This is a genomic window from Vibrio paucivorans (genome assembly GCF_054053395.1).
This window is the reverse complement of record NZ_CM133230.1, coordinates 699,084-717,682: the sequence shown is the minus strand read 5'-3', so window position 1 is coordinate 717,682 and position 18,599 is coordinate 699,084. Positions and strand designations below refer to the sequence as shown.

Annotated in this window: 15 protein-coding genes; 3 read left to right on the top strand and 12 right to left on the bottom strand. The window is 46.4% G+C overall.

From position 1 onward, the window contains the following. Window positions 1–8 precede the first annotated feature (8 nt). Window positions 9–356, bottom strand: coding sequence for a DUF3622 domain-containing protein (locus tag ACXABW_RS03420; protein ID WP_457523999.1), 348 nt, complete (start codon window positions 354–356; stop codon window positions 9–11). A 165-nt stretch (window positions 357–521) separates the two neighbouring features. After that, entirely contained in the window at window positions 522–4,418 is a 3,897-nt protein-coding gene (gene purL, locus ACXABW_RS03415; RefSeq protein WP_457523998.1) for a phosphoribosylformylglycinamidine synthase, read from the bottom strand. A 331-nt stretch (window positions 4,419–4,749) separates the two neighbouring features. Here purL and mltF point away from each other — a divergent pair, with 331 nt between their 5' ends. Beyond that, a complete protein-coding gene (mltF, locus tag ACXABW_RS03410; protein ID WP_457523996.1) occupies window positions 4,750–6,285 on the top strand; it encodes a membrane-bound lytic murein transglycosylase MltF in 1,536 nt (511 codons plus the stop codon). Window positions 6,286–6,454: 169 nt separating this feature from the next. Further along, on the top strand, window positions 6,455–6,586 hold the full coding sequence (locus ACXABW_RS03405; protein WP_265686943.1) for a hypothetical protein: 132 nt from the start codon (window positions 6,455–6,457) through the stop codon (window positions 6,584–6,586). On the opposite strand, the gene tadA is transcribed toward ACXABW_RS03405, so the two are convergent. The 7 genes from tadA to ACXABW_RS03370 form a co-directional block, all read right to left on the bottom strand. Beyond that, entirely contained in the window at window positions 6,583–7,098 is a 516-nt protein-coding gene (gene tadA, locus ACXABW_RS03400; protein WP_457524943.1) for a tRNA adenosine(34) deaminase TadA, read from the bottom strand. The two genes, ACXABW_RS03405 and tadA, sit on opposite strands and share 4 nt — an antisense overlap. Before the next feature lie 165 nt (window positions 7,099–7,263). Beyond that, window positions 7,264–8,820, bottom strand: coding sequence for an AbgT family transporter (locus ACXABW_RS03395; protein WP_252029716.1), 1,557 nt, complete (start codon window positions 8,818–8,820; stop codon window positions 7,264–7,266). A 333-nt stretch (window positions 8,821–9,153) separates the two neighbouring features. Then, a complete protein-coding gene (locus ACXABW_RS03390; protein ID WP_252029715.1) occupies window positions 9,154–10,713 on the bottom strand; it encodes an AbgT family transporter in 1,560 nt (519 codons plus the stop codon). 281 nt (window positions 10,714–10,994) lie between these two features. After that, the gene (locus ACXABW_RS03385) at window positions 10,995–11,429 is read right to left on the bottom strand and encodes a type IV pilus modification PilV family protein (protein WP_265688642.1); all 435 of its coding nucleotides are present in this window, start codon (window positions 11,427–11,429) and stop codon (window positions 10,995–10,997) included. Beyond that, the gene (locus ACXABW_RS03380) at window positions 11,419–12,759 is read right to left on the bottom strand and encodes a hypothetical protein (protein WP_457523994.1); all 1,341 of its coding nucleotides are present in this window, start codon (window positions 12,757–12,759) and stop codon (window positions 11,419–11,421) included. The genes ACXABW_RS03385 and ACXABW_RS03380 overlap by 11 nt, the downstream gene beginning before the upstream one ends. Continuing rightward, window positions 12,756–13,397: a PilW family protein gene (locus ACXABW_RS03375; RefSeq protein WP_457523993.1), complete on the bottom strand. Its 642-nt coding sequence runs from the start codon at window positions 13,395–13,397 to the stop codon at window positions 12,756–12,758. The genes ACXABW_RS03380 and ACXABW_RS03375 overlap by 4 nt, the downstream gene beginning before the upstream one ends. Beyond that, the gene (locus ACXABW_RS03370) at window positions 13,375–13,908 is read right to left on the bottom strand and encodes a GspH/FimT family pseudopilin (protein WP_457523991.1); all 534 of its coding nucleotides are present in this window, start codon (window positions 13,906–13,908) and stop codon (window positions 13,375–13,377) included. The genes ACXABW_RS03375 and ACXABW_RS03370 overlap by 23 nt, the downstream gene beginning before the upstream one ends. Window positions 13,909–13,986: 78 nt before the next feature. Here ACXABW_RS03370 and ACXABW_RS03365 point away from each other — a divergent pair, with 78 nt between their 5' ends. Next, window positions 13,987–14,415 (top strand): type IV pilin protein, encoded by a 429-nt coding sequence (locus ACXABW_RS03365; RefSeq protein WP_457523989.1) that lies wholly within the window; start codon window positions 13,987–13,989, stop codon window positions 14,413–14,415. Between the two features lie 10 nt (window positions 14,416–14,425). Here the strand turns inward: ACXABW_RS03365 and ACXABW_RS03360 are convergent, their stop codons facing one another. The 3 genes from ACXABW_RS03360 to dnaK form a co-directional block, all read right to left on the bottom strand. Then, window positions 14,426–14,812 carry a hypothetical protein gene (locus ACXABW_RS03360; RefSeq protein WP_252029709.1) on the bottom strand — a complete coding sequence of 129 codons (387 nt, stop codon included), beginning with the start codon at window positions 14,810–14,812 and terminating at the stop codon, window positions 14,426–14,428. Window positions 14,813–15,015: 203 nt separating this feature from the next. Continuing rightward, on the bottom strand, window positions 15,016–16,158 hold the full coding sequence (gene dnaJ, locus ACXABW_RS03355) for a molecular chaperone DnaJ (protein ID WP_457523987.1): 1,143 nt from the start codon (window positions 16,156–16,158) through the stop codon (window positions 15,016–15,018). Between the two features lie 506 nt (window positions 16,159–16,664). Beyond that, entirely contained in the window at window positions 16,665–18,578 is a 1,914-nt protein-coding gene (gene dnaK, locus ACXABW_RS03350) for a molecular chaperone DnaK (protein ID WP_457523985.1), read from the bottom strand. Between the last annotated feature and the right edge of the window lie 21 nt (window positions 18,579–18,599).

Genomic DNA, 18,599 nt, shown 5'->3' with positions numbered 1-18,599 from the left:
ATAGTGAGTTAGTCTTCGTCCGCGAAGTCTTCTTCCTCAGCGAATTCAGCCGCAGCTGCTAGCTTTGCTTCTTCAGCACGACGTGCTTTTTTCTCAGCAGCTTCTTGCGCCAAACGCTCTTCACGTTCAACGCGTACTTTACGAGCTTCGCCTTTACGTTCATTGCGCGCAGCTTGGTTTTGAATGAAACCAGCTAATTCTTTCTCTGCCCACTCTTGAGCTTGAGCTTCAGTTTCAAAGCCTGTTTCACGCTTCGATACTGATGTTTTACGCGAGGTTACTTGGCGAGTAATTTCTGCACACCAACCGTTACGTTTTTCAGTAACGCGAATAGCAAATTTTTTGTTGTTCGACATATTCATTTCCTAAGGGATTGTTGAGGGATTTAGCCATCCCTTGGCAAGCGCGGTATTAGAGCGCAAAAAAGAGCCGTTGGCTATAGATTTTTCAACAAATAAAAAGCGCAGACCTTTCGATCTGCGCTTTTATTATGCTGCTAAGCGAAAACTAAGGTCGTTGAATTAACCTACGTTCTTACGTGCATTTTGGAACATACGCATCCAAGCGCCGTTCTCACCCCAACCTTCTGGAGACCATGAGTTCGCGACTGTGCGGAATACACGCTCTGGGTGCGGCATCATGATAGTTACGCGACCGTCTTGAGTCGTTAGACCTGTGATTGCGTTTGGTGAACCGTTCGGATTGTTCGGGTATTGCTGAGTCGCATTACCGTGGTTATCCACGTAACGAACAGCAACTGTACCTGATGCTTCAATCGCCGCTAGGTGGTCAGCATCACGTACTTCTACGCGGCCTTCACCGTGTGATACTGCGATTGGCATACGTGAACCTTCCATACCATCGAAGAATACAGAGTCAGACTTCTGCACTTCGACTAGGCTGAAGCGAGCTTCAAAACGCTCAGATTCGTTGCGAACGAAGCGTGGCCACAGGTCTGCACCTGGGATTAGCTCTTTCAGATTCGATAGCATCTGACAGCCGTTACATACACCTAGAGAGAACGTATCTTCACGCTGGAAGAAGCCTTCAAACTGGTTGCGAGCTTGCTCGTTGAACAGGATAGATTTCGCCCAACCTTCACCCGCACCTAGAACGTCACCGTAAGAGAAGCCACCACAAGCCACTAGGCCTTGGTACTCTTCTAGAACCGCTTGACCGGTTAGGATGTCGCTCATGTGAATATCAGTTGCTTCGAAGCCAGCACGGTCGAATGCTGCAGCCATCTCAACGTGAGAGTTAACACCCTGCTCACGTAGGATTGCCATCTTAGGCTTAGCACCTTTCGCGATGTAAGGTGCTGCGATGTCTTCGTTCACATCGAAGCTTAGCTTAACGTTCAGACCTGGGTCTGAGTTGTCTTTCTTCGCTTCGTGCTCTTGGTCAGCACATGCTGGGTTATCACGTAGACCTTGCATCTTATGCGTTGTCTCAGCCCAGATAGTGCGTAATTCAGTACGGTTACGCTCAAGAACGACTGTGTCACCAGAAGTAATCACTAGCTCATCAGACGCTTCAACAGAACCGATAACATGTGAACATGCTTCAAGGCCGTTTGCTGCTAGCGTTGAAAGTACAGAATCTAGATCATCGTTCTTAACCTGAAGTACTGCACCTAGCTCTTCGTTAAATAGTGCTGCTAGAGCGTCGTCACCTAGGTCAGCGATGTCCGCTTTAACGCCACAGTGACCAGCAAATGCCATCTCAGCAAGAGTAACGAATAGACCACCATCGCCCTTATCGTGGTAAGCCACTACTTGGTCGTTTGCTACTAGAGTTTGTACGCCCTCGTAGAAACCTTTTAGCTGTGCTGCGTTGTCTACGTCTGCCGGCTTATCACCAAGCTGCTTGTAAACCTGTGCTAGCGCTGTTGCACCTAGACGGTTTTGACCGTTACCTAGGTCGATAAGAACCAGTGACGTGTCACCTTTGTCGGTACGAAGTTGTGGGGTGATTGTCTTACGAACATCTTCAACACGAGCAAACGCAGTGATGATGAGAGATAGCGGAGACGTGACTTCTTTCTGCTCACCGTTCTCTTCCCACTTGGTCTTCATCGACATTGAATCTTTACCAACTGGGATAGTTAGGCCAAGTGCTGGACATAGCTCTTCACCCACAGCTTTAACCGCTTCGTAAAGACCTGCATCTTCACCTGGGTGGCCTGCTGGAGACATCCAGTTTGCAGACAGTTTAATGTGTTTGATATCACCGATGTTTGTCGCTGCGATGTTCGTGATTGCTTCACCCACCGCTAGACGAGCTGAAGCACCAAAGTCTAGTAGAGCAACTGGCGTACGCTCACCCATCGACATCGCTTCACCGTGGTAAGTATCGTAGCTTGCTGCTGTTACTGCGCAGTTTGCTACTGGCACCTGCCATGGGCCAACCATTTGGTCACGAGCTACTAGGCCAGTCACCGTACGGTCACCGATAGTGATAAGGAATGTTTTCTCTGCAACCGTAGGTAGACGTAGCACGCGCTCTGCGGCTTCGTTTAACTCAATACCGTCACGGTTAACTGCTGGGTTGTTCGCTTTTAGCGTCTTCGCATCACGGTGCATCTTAGGGGTCTTACCTAGAAGAACATCCATCGGCATGTCGATTGGCGTGTTGTCGAAGTGTGAATCTTCAAGTTTCAATTCACGTTCTTCCGTTGCCACACCTACTACAGCGTATGGTGCGCGCTCACGCTTACAGATCGCATCGAATACTTCCATGTTCTCTGGAGCAACTGCCATTACGTAGCGCTCTTGAGATTCGTTACACCAGATCTCAAGTGGGCTCATACCCGGTTCGTCGTTTGGAACATCACGCAATTGGAAGATACCGCCACGTTCGCCATCGTCTACAAGCTCTGGAAGTGCGTTAGAGATACCGCCCGCGCCCACATCGTGGATGAATGCGATTGGGTTCTCGTCGCCAAGCTGCCAACAACGGTCGATCACTTCCTGACAGCGGCGTTCCATCTCTGGGTTCTCACGCTGTACTGAAGCAAAATCTAAATCTTCTGCTGATTGACCAGACGCCATTGAAGATGCTGCACCGCCACCAAGGCCGATGTTCATTGCAGGACCACCAAGAACAATTAGGCTTGCTCCGACTGGGATCTCTTTCTTCTGCACGTGCTCGTCGCGGATGTTACCCATACCACCAGCAATCATGATTGGCTTGTGGTAACCACGAACTTCTTCGCCAGCGTGAGAGTTCACTTTTTCTTCGTAAGTACGGAAGTAACCAAGTAGATTTGGACGACCAAATTCGTTGTTGAACGCTGCGCCACCAAGTGGGCCTTCTAGCATGATATCTAGTGCGTTAACGATGCGACCTGGCTTACCGAAGTCTGTTTCCCATGGCTGCTCAAAACCAGGAATACGTAGGTTAGACGTTGTAAAACCAACTAGGCCTGCTTTCGGCTTACCACCAATACCCGTAGCGCCTTCGTCACGGATTTCACCACCAGAACCAGTAGAAGCGCCCGGCCATGGAGAGATAGCTGTCGGGTGGTTGTGCGTTTCCACCTTCATCAGGATGTGCGCTTTCTCTTGGCTGTAACCGTACTGGCGAGTTTCTGGATTCGGGAAGAAACGACCGACATCCGAACCCACCATTACTGCTGCGTTGTCTTTGTACGCAGACAGTACGTTTTCTGGTGTGGTTTCGAAGGTGTTCTTGATCATCTTGAACAGAGACTTCTCTTGCTTAACGCCGTCGATAGTCCAGTCTGCGTTGAAGATCTTGTGACGACAGTGCTCTGAGTTCGCCTGTGCAAACATCATTAGCTCGATGTCAGTTGGGTTACGATCTAGCTTGTTTACGAACGCATCGTAAAGGTATTCGATTTCGTCATCGGCAAGCGCAAGGCCTAGGGTAACGTTTGCGTTTTCAAGCGCAGAACGACCGCCATTGAGTAGGTCAACGTCAGCGACTGGTGCTGGCTCTGCAACTTGGAAAAGTGCGGCTGCTGATTCGAAGTCAGTGAAAACCACTTCCATCATGCGATCGTGAAGGATCGCCTTTAACTCAACGAGTTGAAGCTCAGAAAGCTCTGCCGATGTTTCGATGTAGTATGCCGTGCCGCGTTCTAGACGAACTACTTTGCCTAAACCACAGTTATTAGCGATGTCGGTCGATTTCGAAGACCAAGGAGAAATGGTACCAGGGCGAGGAGTCGCAAGTAGAAGTAGACCTTCTGGCTTATGCTCTTCAATTGTTGGACCGTAAGTCAGTAGTTTTTCTAGTTTCTCAACTTCAGACGCATCAAGGTCTGCTGATAATTCAGCGAAGTGAGCAAACTCAGCGTAAATGCCAGTCACAGGCAGGCCAAGTTCACGACAAAGCTCTAGAAGCTTGTTAACACGAAATTCAGATAGAGCTGGGGAGCCACGAAAAATTCTCATGTGCTTAGGTCTCTTATGCAATTGGTTAAGGTCTCATGACCTGAGGTGATATTGGAATAAATTCAGTGGGTTAGACTGTTTTACTTCGAAGCTATTCCCTAAGATTTAAGAACCTATGCCGATTCCACCTCTCCTTTGCGAGCGCATTATATAGCAATTGTTTTTGTGATGTAACACCAAACGCAACCGTTTGCGTCATTTTTTTTGTCAATTTTGAAATACAGGCAAATTGATGAAATAGTACACAGTTCACTAATTCTTTCGTTTACTCACTTTGCCTGCTCGCCCCGCTTTGATATAAAAGCCTTACTGGATGTATGAGAAGAATTAAATGTTAATCAAATACCCGTTATCTTTTAAACGCTTAGCCACACTGTTTACAGCTCTAACTCTGCTAGCTGGCTGCCAAATTGAGTCGCAGCCGAAAAGCGAACTAGACCAAATTCGTGAACGCGGTGTACTGCGTGTTGGTACGCTCAACAATCAGCTTTCTTACTACATCGGCCCAGATGGTCCTGCGGGATTAGACTACGAGCTAGCACGAGAGCTTGCTAATGAACTCGGCGTGAAGTTAGAAATGAAGCCGGCTTATCGCATGTCTAGCCTTTACCCTGCGCTTAAAAATGGTGAGATTGATATTATCGCGGCGGGTTTAAGCCAATCAGAAGAGCGCTTAAAGAACTTCCGTGCGGGACCTGTCTATTACTATGTCAGCCAACAAGTGGTTTATAAGAAAGGTCAATGGCGACCTCGTAATTTAGAACAACTGCTAGAAAGGCAACCGTCACTGATTGAAGAATCCAGTCAAGAAAAAGTGCTCACTATCGTAGACGACTCACACTTCAAAAATAGCCTAAGTGAAGTTCAACAAAAGCACCCAGAATTCAAATACTCAGTTGATATCAATGCCGACGTTAACGAACTCTTAAAACAAGTCTCAAATGGCGATTTGCAATTTACCGTTGCCGACTCTGTCGAAATTTCACTTTCGCAGCGCATTTACCCAGACATCGCATTAGCATTCGAGCTAACAGAGGATCAGCCAATCTCTTGGTTCCTAAATCGTTCTGATGACGAGAGTTTGTATGCGCTGTTGATTGAGTTCTTTGGTGGGCTACAACAGTCGAATCAGCTTGCCGCGTTGGAAGAAAAGTACATCGGCCATGTAAACAGTTTTGATTATGTGGATACCCGAGCATTTATTCGCGCGTTAGATAGCAAGTTGCCGAAATGGGCGCCGCTGTTCCAAGAGTACTCAGACGAATTTGACTGGCGCTTAGTAGCAGCATTGGCTTATCAGGAGTCTCACTGGAATCCGAAAGCAAAATCGCCAACAGGTGTACGAGGCATGATGATGCTTACCCTACCTACAGCCAAGAGTGTAGGAGTCAGCGATCGCCTTGACCCTGAACAGTCTGTTTGGGGCGGAGTGGAATACCTGCGTCGTATGGTAGGTCGTGTCCCTGACAGCATCGCTGAACACGAGAAGATCTGGTTTGCGCTTGCTTCCTACAATGTCGGCTATGGCCATATGATGGATGCCAGACGACTGACCAAGTGGCAAGGTGGTAACCCAGATGCGTGGGCAGATGTAAAAGATCGTCTGCCACTACTGCGCCAGAAAAAATACTACAGCCAAACTCGTTACGGGTTTGCTCGTGGTGATGAAGCCCGAAACTATGTAGAGAACATCAGACGTTATTACCAAAGCATTATCGGTCATGTAGAGCAGCAAAATCGCGATAATGAAGTGGGTGGTATTGATGATTTAACCGTGATTCAAGTACCTGAAAATGACCTATATAGCACCGACGATACCGTTTCTGGTGCAGAGGCCACAGAGCAAACGGAAGAAGAAAAACAATAGCTTCGTTAAAGAGTTAACCTACAAGCCGTACTACTTTGTGCGGCTTTTTTGTCTGTCATCGCGCAGCCATAACGTCATAAATTGGTAATAATTGCGTTCTATAAAGAGGGCTGAATAGAGGTTTGCAAACACAAACACTCGCTGTCACTTTCATTGAGGGCATCAAGCAATGCTAAAACGTAACCGACAACCGAAACGAATTAATCAAACTGTATCAGCTAATCGCCGTAAGCGAATGTTGGCGAATAACAAGAAGAAAGTCATATGGCGTAACCGAGCTTTTATGCAGCAACTGGTTTAGCCACCTTTCTTACTCGACTTTCCTTTATTTTCAGACGTTGCTTGTAAGCTCATACGACGTTCTTGTTTCTGAGCCTTTATCTCTTTTCTGCGGCGCTTAAAGAAAGCCTGAAGCTGAGTGCGGCACTCTTCTTCTAGTAGCCCACTTTCCACATCAGCATAGTGATAAGCGGCTTGATGTTCGAACAGATTAAGAACGGTTCCCGCCGCTCCAGCTTTAAGATCTGGGGCTCCGAATACCACACGCTTAACTCGGCTATGTAAAAGCGCTCCAGCGCACATAGGACACGGTTCTAATGTCACGTACAGCGTGGTATCCAAGAGACGGTAATTCTCTAGAGATCGTCCTGCACGGCGTAACACCTGCATTTCTGCATGTGCCGTCGCATCATGATGACCAATAGACTGGTTCCAGCCTTCTGCTATCACTTCTCCATCTTTAACCAATACAGCACCTACTGGCACTTCCCCTTCAGCTTCTGCACGTTCGGCTAGTGATATCGCCATTCGCATAAAGTGGTAATCTTGTTCGGTAAACTGAGTGGTAGACGCGGTAGATTCAGTAGACACAGGAAAGCTCGCAGAAGAAGTAAAAAGAGAAAGAATTATAGCGTTTCAAGCCGAGATAACAAAACGCCCAGCATAAGCTGGGCGTTATTAGTACATAGCAGTCTCTAGTTAGAAACCTAGCGGTAAGCCAAAGGCGAAGAAACCAATCAACACTGCCGACCATAAGGTCAAGAATGCCGCTGAGTAAGGCACCATAATCGCAATCACATCGCCGAAAGTCAGCTCTGGTTTGTACTTACGCATGAATGCCAGTACGACACCCGCATAGCTCATCATTGGAGTAATGATATTGGTTGATGAGTCAGCAACACGATAAGCCGCAGTAACAAGATCCGGCGTCATGTTCGGGTTTACTTGATATAGCATAGGAACGAAGATTGGACCCAGCAGCATCCACTTCGAAGTCAAACCACCGACAAACAAGTTAATCACTGCTGTAGTCAAAATGAAACCGAGCAACATCAGTGCAGGGAACTGCTGCAAACCTAAAGATTGTAGGAATGTCGCACCAAGGTAAGTTACGTATGTGCCTAACCCCGAGTAACTCAGAAGCGCAAGGAAGTTGTAACAGAAGAAAGTCAGCACTAACACGTAACCCATCGTGTTCATCTGCTTAACCATGGCTGTCACTACATCTTGAAGCTTTTTGAACTTACCCGTAGCCACACCAAAGCATAAACCGACAACCGCAAAGATAAGTGAAATCAGCAGAATAATATTATCCAGATACGGTGTGACCTCTTTACCTGCATCATTTGTATAGGTTGCTAGTGGACCAACTGCCAATCCGTAAATGGCAGCTAGTGATGCCAACAGGCCAACACCAGCCCAGCGCAGGCCTTTCTGCTCCTCTTTGCTCAGTTCAAACTCATCAAAGTTTACTTCTTCTGGAAGCTGGTAAGACATTTTTTCTAAGCGAGGAGTAATGAAGCGGGTTGTCACCCAAGCACCAACGATAGCAAGTAGGAAAGTAGAAACCAGTACAAAAAAGTAATGCATCGTCGCTGGGTTTAGCGCTTCGCCATCTCGGCCAACAAAAGGAACATTCTGCGATTCAGCAAAGATCTTTGCATTTACACCCAGTACCACATCGACAGGTGTCGCAGGCAGTAAGTTGGCGCTAAAGCCTGCTGATACGCCCGCAAAAGCAGCAGCCATACCAATAAGTGGATTCTTGCCTAAACCAGCATATAAAAGACCCGCTAACGGGATGAGTACAAGGTAACCAGCATCTGCCGCAATTGAGCTCATAATACCTAGGAACACCACCAGAAGAGGAAGCAAGCGGTCACTGATTTTAAGGCCGACTTTCTTGATCACTGCGGTCAATAAACCAGAATTTTCAGCAATGCCAACCCCGAGCATTACAATCAGAATGACACCAAGTACGCCGTGGCCAAAGGCTAGCCAGTTCTGCAGCAATGCATTTTCAAACATCCAGCGGAAGTTTTCTGTTGCAAGCATGTTCTTTACAGAGAACTCAACCGCCTCTCCACCTTTTCCAATGGTCTCGAAGCTCACGCCATCCATCAGGCTGGTTAGCACTAATGAAAAAGCAAACAAGAACATGAAAATAATCACCGGATCCGGGATCTTTTTACCCGCTCGTTCGATAAACCCGATTACACCTGATGCTTTTGGCTCTGGCGCTGCAATGTCACTCATAAATTACATCCTAAACTTTAACTAAGTCACACTTATTGAGTGGGCGGGCACATTAGCAAACAGAATATATGGTGTAAAACCCAGAACGACGTACCAAATAAACATTAAACACTAATAGAGAAAGGCTTAGCGATAGATAGTTCCAAAACTCACCCTGATGAATCATGGGTAATGTTATATATAAAACAATTAGTAGAATTTAAAACCATTGATACTTATTTTTTATAATTATTTAATCCACCATAAACACATTAAGCAGATTTATATTCCATAACCAATAAAAAAGCCTCGCTAATAAGCGAGGCTTTTTAATCAATGATACGTTACGACAAATTACATTGTGTAAGTGTACGGAGCTTGGATACCTAGTGGGATGCCTAGCGCCCAGTAAGCGAGTAGGAACGCAGTCCAACCGATCAACATTGCGATCGAGAATGGCATCATCAATGACGCTAGCGTACCGATACCTGTCGACTTAACGTAGCGCTGACAGTAAACAACCACAAGTGGGAAGAATACCATTAGTGGTGAGATGATGTTCGATACAGAGTCACCTACACGGTATGCAGCTTGCGAAAGCTCTGGAGAAATACCTACCGCCATTAGCATAGGTACTAGGATAGGACCAATCAGAGCCCACTTCGCTGATGCTGAGCCTACCAGTAAGTTAACGCTAGCAGTAAGTAAAATCATACCCACAATGGTTGCTTGACCAGGCAGGTTCATCGCTTTCAGGCCTTCTGCACCGTAAAGCGCCAGCATAGTACCGATATTTGACTGACCAAATGCCGCTAGGAACTGAGCACAGAAGAACGACATTACAATGTACGCGCCCATTGTCGACATCGTCTCAGACATCGATTTAATCACGTCGTTGCTGTTCTGGAACTTGCCAGAAACACGGCCGTAAACGATACCTGGGATGATAAACAGTACAAAGATAAGCGGTACGATTGACTGCATTAGTGGTGCAGAGAATGCCGTGATTTCACCTTCAGGTGAACGAAGCGCCGAATCTTCAGGCATTACCGCAAATACTAGAGCCGCAATACCTACTACCATTGCCCAACCCGCGTAACGGAAAGCTTTAGATTCGATTTCAGTGAACGTACCTAGGTCTGGTGCTTCTTCTGCATCGTCATCAATTGGAGTGTTCGCTAAGCGAGGCTCGATGATTTTCTCTGTCACATACCAACCAATAGCAATAACCACTACTGAAGAAAGGCCAGTAAACATGATGTTTGCTAATGGGTTAATGATGTACTCAGGATCAAGAACTTGCGCCGCTGTTTGCGTGAAGCCAGCGAGTAGAGGGTCGATACCTGAAGGGATGAAGTTTGCAGAGAAACCACCAGATACACCAGCAAATGCTGCCGCGATACCAGCTAGAGGGTGACGACCCGCCGCGTGGAAAATGATACCACCTAGTGGAATAACCAATACGTAGCCCGCGTCCGCTGCAGTGTGCGATACGATTGCCACTAGGATTAGCATAGGCGTTAGAAGCTTAGCTGGTGTGAAGTTCAGCATCTTCTTAAGGCCAGTAGTGATGAAGCCAGACGAGTCCGCAACACCAACACCTAACATCGCAACCAATACGATGCCTAATGGAGCAAAGCCAGTGAACGTTGTCACCATGTTTGCAAGGAAACTAGCAAGTGCTTCGCCAGTTAAAAGGTTGTTTACTTCTAGAGCATCACCTGTGCGAGGATTGATTAGATCGAACGTAACGTTCGACAAAAGTGCAGATGATACCCAAACAATGACAAGTGCCCAGAAAAATAGAATGGCAGGATCTGGAATTTTGTTACCTGCACGTTCAATAAAGTTTAGAAAGCGATCCATACCGCTCGGCTTCGGCGATGGTGCTTGTTTTGCAGCTTGGTTACTCATGGTAACTCCATAATTGATGTTGGTGCCCAAGACCTTTTTGAATAATTATGCTGGTCTATATTTCGACCTTTATTCTATTAAAAGACACAAATAAAAGCACAAGGTTCTAAGGGATAATTCAAAAATGGAGACATATTTTGCAAAAACGCAATCTACGTGCAACACAAAAAAGACATGATGATATACGTTTTTTCAACAATAAATACACCACTCTGTAAAACATACAGCGCCACTCACCTCTCACCCATTACATAATCAAAAATAAGCAACTATAAGCCTATCTAGTCGCTAAATTCGCTATAAAGAGAGATCATAGAGTCTAAATGGATGTTTTGCGTAGTCCCTTTTCTATCGGACCAACTGACTTCCACGCTGATCGTTTTCAGCGCCCCCGACAAACTTTCCTCTTCTAGTGTCCATGACACTGAGTAGATAGGATCTGAATTATCACTGCCGGTTATAATGTCAGTTGTATAGTCCGCCACACCGATTGAAGAAAGTGCTGATGAAGCACCTCGAGTACGAAACCACTCCAACTTTTGCTCAGCCATATTCAGAGCATCTATACTGCGGGTTGCAAAATCCGATTTTTGTTCGACATACGCTTGCAGCTTTAATAAAGCCAGTGACGCCACACCGATTAAGATAAATGCAATCATCACTTCGACCAAGCTATAGCCACATTGCTTAACACTTGGTGATGCTTTATTGAACATACCAACCTCCCGACTTCCATTCGAGCTTTTTCATTTTAGAGAGAGGGACATTAATAACATCTTGGTCGTAACTAAAGCTCACTGAAGAGTTGTAAACCGCATACGTCCCCGGAGCATCCATCACATATCCACCAATGGGATAAAAAGAGCCACTCTGAAAATACGCAGTATTGCTAGCTGATACACCCGATACCGGTCCTACAGCTCCATCAAGGACAAGCTTTTGAGGGGCATCCAAAGACTCCCAAAGAGATGCGGTAGGCTCAAACTCTGGTTCACCATCGGAATCCTCTGACACAAAGTGATACAGCATACCTTTAAAATCGAGCGCTCCAGACGTAGACAGCAGCCCATTGTGGATGACCAGTATCACTCCGCCAGCGATGGGGGAAGTACCTGTCGCAGGGTCAATAGCCTCGCCGATATTAGCAAGATCATCACTATCAAGGTGACAGCTGCCATATACCCAAATCAGATCCTCTCCAGATTCAATCGCAGTCGCGATTTCATCCCCACAGTGAGTAACAATTTGTGGCGCAGGCAATGTGGACTGCTCATACAGCAACTCACCGCTCCCATTAACTAGGATACTGTCAGATATCTTGATGAACTCTTGTGACGACATCACTTCAAACCATTGCTCACGAGGGGTGGCAAACAGATCTTCAAACGGTTTTTGACTCGTATCATTGACGAAATCTTGCTGCAGATCGGTTGGCGTATTGTAGTTTCCTATTGCCGTAGTGATGTGGCTATCACCGCTACTATTGCGACAACTTTGTCCGGATGGAAAGCCTGCATAGGGTGGATGTGCGTCATTGAGGTTTTGATTTGATATCGTGCCAAACACTTTAAAGTCGCTGCTATAACGCAACATCGTACATCCCCACTCATCATCGCCTAAGCTCGCACCCGGATCGGGCCGCATTGCCATCCCTCCAGCGAAATAGAGACTTGAGGTTGCTTTCATAACACCGGACGCGCCCTTACCCGGGTAAGTTAGGATCTTCTGAATTTGAGCAAACCCATAGGAAGCGGTGATCAATGTTTGATTTGCCGTTAACGTTTGAAAACCAAACGTTACTGTTCCATTGGTATTGCACTCAGAGAAGTTCGAAGACTGTGGAATGGTTTGAGTTTGAATTGCTTTGGTATAGAAGCACTCTAAGGCACCTTCCGCTACCCAATGTTGTTGACGAGCTTTGACTTCGTTTTGTGCTCTCTTGATCTGATAAAAAAGTGACTTATAGCTACCCAACGTAATCAGCAATGCCGCTGTGAGTAACACACTGGTCACCAATAGAGTGGCGATACCGGTTTGCGCTCTCATTGCCAATTCCTCTGCTGTACGTTCAGCACCATTGAGTGAGAAACAGAAGAATCGCCAATAAGGGATGCACTCATTGAAATTGTCGTAAATGCACTACTGGCAGAATCACTGGCAACCAACGAATTCTCGACAGAGAAACCATCGACGTTGATTTGGTTAGGATCAAAAATAGAAAAACAGACACCCGCATAACCCGAGTCCGCAGCAGAAGCGGGAGTCAGTACGTCAGACTGATGTTTTTCACATAACCTAAGTAGATCTGCCCCTGATGACTCAGGTTGGTGACGGTAGACAACATGTCTGAGATCCTCCGCTCCAGACGTCATCACCCGATATACATACCCCACCGTTCCAGGGGAAGATTGGGTATGAACCACTTGCGAAGCCCCAGATAACATTACGACGCCACTTTCACTGCCATTGTAGCCAGCTCTTTGCATGTCTTCTTTCAATTGCTGCATAGCCGCGTTCATATTCTGCAGTAACAAAATATGCTTACTTCGCTCCAGTGCAGCTTTTTGGCCGGACATAAACACTGAGCCAACTAAGCCAATTGCAATCACACCCACCAATGAAGCCACCATGAACTCAATGAGCGATGCTCCTGAAGAACGACTAATCGCACTCTGGATAGCCATAGACGTCTCCCCCAACACCGCATACTAGAATTCGAGATGCACCATAAGAAGTGCTCAGCTTAAGCTTTTTACTTGTTTGCCCGGTGGGATAAAAGTACATGCTTCCCGCTTTTACTTTGCCTCTCACCCCACCAAACTTCACTTGCTCTGAACTATAAACCGGCTCCAGAGCGATGTTGGTAAAGGGCTTTCCCGACATAGTCAGTAATGCCGTTCCCGATCCGGGTGCATCCGAGTCAGTTAAAGTTATCGACCACGCCCCTGAATCATCCGGAATGGTTGCAACATTGATATGAGCCCACAGGTCTTGATTGCGGAAAACCGCTTCAGATTTTGCCTGACTCATAAAACCGAGTAGCTCGTCGGCTAGCCGGGTCATTTGGCTCGCTGTTGTAAGGCTAGAAAAGCTAGGAGCAGCCGCCAATAAAATAGCCGCCATGACAGCAATGGTGATCAAAAGCTCTAAGAGTGTAAACCCGAGAGACGTTTCCCAATTTCTTCTGTAAATCATGATGTCGACCAATATGAACTTGCACGAATGCTAACAGCTCCTAAAAATAGCGGAGGTGAATTCACAGAAGTAATGGAAATGATTCGAAAAGATCTTTGCAAAACAGCGAGATGTAATGCGAAAGGTATGACCCTGATCGAAGTAATGCTGACAGTGGTCATTATAGGTATCTTAGCCAGCATTGCTTACCCGGCTTACCAAAATCACAGCTTGCAAGCTCATCGCAACCTTGCCAAGGCTGACATGGTGAAACTACAGCTCCTGCTCGAGCAGAACTATGGCACTGGTTACAGTTGGGGGAGCCTGTTAAGTGGTGGTAGCTGCACCGTCTGTGAAAGTTCGAATGAGCGATACCTCTTTTCAATAACAAGCTCAGCCACCGCCGCCTACACCATAGTGGCGACTGCACAGAACACTAAAGGCCAAACCAACGACAGCTGCCTACCGAGCAACCATCAAATGTCTTTATCATCAGACGGTGAGGCGCTCCCCTCTGAATGTTGGTGACGCCAACAACTCAAAAGTAGACTCGTAATCCTGCTCTAGCCTCCAGTTCAACTTCAAGTTCATCGAGATACACGCTAGGCGCTAGATCCAGATAGAACCCCATTGGCTTTACACGAAATTCCGCGCCGATACCCGGAGTTACCGCGATATAGTGGCGCTCTCGATCAACATATTGACCGCCTATGAATAGATACAATGGTGTGTTGTTTACCGCGAATGTTTTGTTCATTGCCAAACCAAATTGCTCATCCAAACTGACGTTCATCCGCAATCCATTGTGCTTAAGCTCTGCTCCCCAATATGGATTCCCTACAAAAGCACCTACACCAGTTTCCGCTTTAATTGACTCAGCCCAAAGGCCACTGGTGATAATTGCTGCCACTGCTAACTTCTTCATCTTGTTCCCTCATTACTTATTGAAAGACAAGCAAGCTAGATCAATTGTTTGAGGGGACTGTTAGCATGCAGATGATTTGGCATAACTCTTACGCTTAAGAGTAAAGCGTAGACAGGCTTAACGTATATCTTACTTACAGTAACGAAATGTAAAAAAGCCTGCGGCTGCAGGCTTTTTTTAATTCATTTCTTCGTGACTAAATACTAGCTAGTTAAATCATCAAAGAATTTCTTCACACCATTGAAGAAACCTTCTGATTTAGGCTTATGCTTAGTTGCCGCTTCGCCACCGCAAGACTCTTCAAATTCTTTCAGAAGTTCTTTCTGACGCGAACTTAAGTTAACTGGCGTTTCTACAACAAATTTAACGATCAAATCACCAACACCACCGCCACGAACGCCCTTCACACCTTTGCCGCGCATACGGAACATGCGGCCGGTTTGGGTTTCAGTTGGAACTTTAAGGCTAACACGACCATCTAGGGTCGGTACTTCAACCTCACCACCAAGCGCAGCCATCGCGAAGCTTACTGGAACTTCACAGTATAAGTTGTTGCCATCACGTTCAAAGATGTGGTGCTCTTTCACATGAACCTGTACGTATAGGTCGCCCGCTGGTGCACCCATTTCTCCCGCTTCACCTTCGCCAGATAGACGAATGCGATCACCAGTATCCACACCAGCAGGGATCTTAACGTTAAGTGTCTTGGTTTTCTGCTTACGACCTTGACCATGACAAGAGTTACACGGGTCTTTAATGATCTTGCCTTTACCGTGACAGGTAGGACAGGTTTGCTGTACAGCAAAGAAGCCTTGGCGCATTTGCACTTGGCCGTGGCCATGACAAGTACCACAGGTTTCAGGAGAAGAGCCTTTCTTAGCTCCGCTACCGTCACACACGTCACAGTTAACTAACGTAGGAACTTCAATTTCTTTTGATACTCCGCGAACTGCTTCTTCTAGAGACAGTTCCATGTTGTAACGTAAATCGGCACCGCGTTGTGCACGCGCCTGACCGCCACCACGGCGACCACCACCAAAGATATCACCGAAAACATCACCGAAGATATCACCAAAGTCGCCTTGACCGCCGCCGAAGCCACCGCCGCCCATGCCACCTTGTTCAAAAGCAGCATGACCATATTGGTCGTAAGCCGCTTTCTTTTGAGGATCCAGTAAAATTTCGTACGCTTCTTTTACTTCTTTAAACTTTTCCGCTGCAGACTCATCACCCTGATTACGGTCTGGGTGAAACTTCATCGCTAAGCGTTTGTACGCTTTCTTAATATCGCGCTCAGATGCATCACGGCTAACGCCTAATACTTCGTAAAAATCACGTTTTGACATTGTTTTCGTCACCAATTTCTTACTGCAAACGACCGAATGTCGCTTGGTGTTTATATCGATCTAACTAATGGCTCTGGATTATAGGGCGTGTTGATCTTCGTGGTTAAATTTTGTTCGAGATAAAATCGTTTTAGGCGCGGCGAAGACTGTGCAGCCTAGTCATTCTAAGCAAAGAGTCTTCAACAAAGCATAAAACGATTTTAGCCGAACCCTTCGGGCAGCCTTTGTGGTTCATTTCTACTGCGTTATCGGCTTCTCATGTAGGCTAGCTACACATCAAAGCCTCTGCCTTGTATAAATCTTCCACAAAATGCTGCAAAAATCAGCTCGAAAGTTCAACACGCCCTAATGACTTCTCGCCAAAAAGACACTTTTAGTTAGATAGACATTGTTTACAAACATGCGGGCGTAAGAGTCACCTCAAACGCCCGCACTATAACTTGCAAAAGATTTCTAAGCGGATAGCGAGACTTCTGGTAATGGAGCCTAGCTATCCTGAAACGAAATTACTTCTTCTCGTCTTCTTTTACTTCTTCAAACTCAGCGTCTACAACATCGTCTTCTGGCGCTTGCTGTTGACCCGCTTCAGCACCTTGCTGAGCTTGAGCTTGTTGTTGAGCGATTTCCATCAGCTTTTGAGCTGCAGCCATTAAAGCTTGAACTTTCGCGTCGATAGCTTCTTTGTCGTCGCCTTTCTTCGCTTCGTCTAGTTCTTTGATTGCTGCTTCGATCTTCTCTTTCTCTTCCGCTGGAAGTGCGTCACCCGCTTCTTCGATTTGCTTCTGAGTACCGTGGATCATTTGGTCTGCTTGGTTACGTGCAGTAGCTAGCTCTTCGAACTTCTTGTCCGCTTCTTTGTTAGCTTCTGCTTCTTGTACCATTTTCTCGATTTCGTCGTCGCTTAGACCACCTGAAGCTTGGATAGTGATCTTCTGCTCTTTACCTGTCTGCTTGTCTTTAGCAGATACGTGCAGGATACCATCCGCATCAAGGTCGAAAGTTACTTCGATTTGAGGCATACCACGTGGTGCAGGCTGAATACCTTCTAGGTTGAACTGACCAAGAGACTTGTTGTAAGTCGCTTGCTTACGCTCACCCTGAAGAACGTGGATTGTTACCGCGTTTTGGTTGTCTTCAGCTGTAGAGAATACTTGGTTCGCTTTCGTTGGGATAGTTGTGTTCTTCTCAACTAGCTTAGTCATTACGCCGCCCATAGTCTCGATACCTAGAGACAGAGGAGTAACGTCTAGCAGAAGTACGTCTTTCACATCACCAGCAAGTACGCCACCTTGAACTGCAGCACCCATTGCTACTGCTTCGTCAGGGTTTACGTCTTTACGAGCGTCTTTACCAAAGAACTCAGCAACTTTCGCTTGAACCATTGGCATACGAGTCTGACCACCAACTAGGATAACGTCGTTGATGTCGCTTACAGATAGGTCAGCATCAGCTAGAGCAACTTTTAGCGGCTCTAGAGAACGTTGAACTAGATCTTCAACTAGAGATTCTAGCTTCGCACGAGTTACTTTAACGTTCATGTGCTTAGGACCAGTCGCGTCAGCCGTTACGTAAGGTAGGTTTACGTCAGTTTGCTGTGCAGAAGACAGTTCAATCTTCGCTTTTTCAGCCGCTTCTTTAACACGCTGCATCGCTAGTGGATCAGATTTAAGATCGATGCCTTGCTCTTTCTTAAACTCTTCTACTAAGTAGTTGATTAGACGGTTATCAAAGTCTTCACCGCCAAGGTGAGTGTCACCGTTAGTTGCTAGAACTTCAAACGTCTTCTCGCCTTCAACTTCATCGATTTCGATAATAGAAATATCGAATGTACCACCACCAAGGTCGTATACCGCGATAGTGCGATCGCCGCCTGACTTGTCTAGACCGTAAGCTAGAGCAGCAGCAGTTGGTTCGTTGATGATACGTTTAACTTCTAGACCTGCGATACGGCCAGCATCTTTAGTTGCTTGACGCTGAGCATCGTTAAAGTAAGCAGGAACTGTGATAACTGCACCAGTTACTTCCTCACCTAGGAAGTCTTCAGCAGTTTTCTTCATTTTCTTAAGTACTTCAGCAGAAACCTGAGGAGCCGCCATTTTTTGGCCTTGCGCTTCAACCCAAGCATCACCGTTATCAGCTTTCACGATGTTGAAAGGCATGATTTCGATGTCACGTTGTACTTCTTCGTCTTCGAAACGACGACCGATAAGACGCTTAATAGCAAATAGCGTGTTAGTTGGGTTTGTAACTGCTTGACGTTTTGCTGGTTGACCAACTAGCGTCTCACCATCTGTGTATGCAATTACCGATGCTGTTGTACGCTCACCTTCCGCGTTTTCGATTACGCGTGGTTTGTCGCCATCTAGAACAGCAACACAAGAGTTAGTAGTACCTAAGTCAATACCAATGATTTTACCCATCAGGCTATCTCCGAATAAATT

Excerpts from the sequence above, each read along its gene's own strand:
- ACXABW_RS03420 (WP_457523999.1), bottom strand. The coding sequence starts at position 356 with ATGTCGAACAACAAAAAATTTGCTATTCGCGTTACTGAAAAACGTAAC.
- purL (WP_457523998.1), bottom strand. The coding sequence starts at position 4,418 with ATGAGAATTTTTCGTGGCTCCCCAGCTCTATCTGAATTTCGTGTTAAC.
- mltF (WP_457523996.1), top strand. The coding sequence starts at position 4,750 with ATGTTAATCAAATACCCGTTATCTTTTAAACGCTTAGCCACACTGTTT.
- ACXABW_RS03405 (WP_265686943.1), top strand. The coding sequence starts at position 6,455 with ATGCTAAAACGTAACCGACAACCGAAACGAATTAATCAAACTGTATCA.
- tadA (WP_457524943.1), bottom strand. The coding sequence starts at position 7,098 with ATGCGAATGGCGATATCACTAGCCGAACGTGCAGAAGCTGAAGGGGAA.
- ACXABW_RS03395 (WP_252029716.1), bottom strand. The coding sequence starts at position 8,820 with ATGAGTGACATTGCAGCGCCAGAGCCAAAAGCATCAGGTGTAATCGGG.
- ACXABW_RS03390 (WP_252029715.1), bottom strand. The coding sequence starts at position 10,713 with ATGAGTAACCAAGCTGCAAAACAAGCACCATCGCCGAAGCCGAGCGGT.
- ACXABW_RS03385 (WP_265688642.1), bottom strand. The coding sequence starts at position 11,429 with ATGTTCAATAAAGCATCACCAAGTGTTAAGCAATGTGGCTATAGCTTG.
- ACXABW_RS03380 (WP_457523994.1), bottom strand. The coding sequence starts at position 12,759 with ATGAGAGCGCAAACCGGTATCGCCACTCTATTGGTGACCAGTGTGTTA.
- ACXABW_RS03375 (WP_457523993.1), bottom strand. The coding sequence starts at position 13,397 with ATGGCTATCCAGAGTGCGATTAGTCGTTCTTCAGGAGCATCGCTCATT.
- ACXABW_RS03370 (WP_457523991.1), bottom strand. The coding sequence starts at position 13,908 with ATGATTTACAGAAGAAATTGGGAAACGTCTCTCGGGTTTACACTCTTA.
- ACXABW_RS03365 (WP_457523989.1), top strand. The coding sequence starts at position 13,987 with ATGATTCGAAAAGATCTTTGCAAAACAGCGAGATGTAATGCGAAAGGT.
- ACXABW_RS03360 (WP_252029709.1), bottom strand. The coding sequence starts at position 14,812 with ATGAAGAAGTTAGCAGTGGCAGCAATTATCACCAGTGGCCTTTGGGCT.
- dnaJ (WP_457523987.1), bottom strand. The coding sequence starts at position 16,158 with ATGTCAAAACGTGATTTTTACGAAGTATTAGGCGTTAGCCGTGATGCA.
- dnaK (WP_457523985.1), bottom strand. The coding sequence starts at position 18,578 with ATGGGTAAAATCATTGGTATTGACTTAGGTACTACTAACTCTTGTGTT.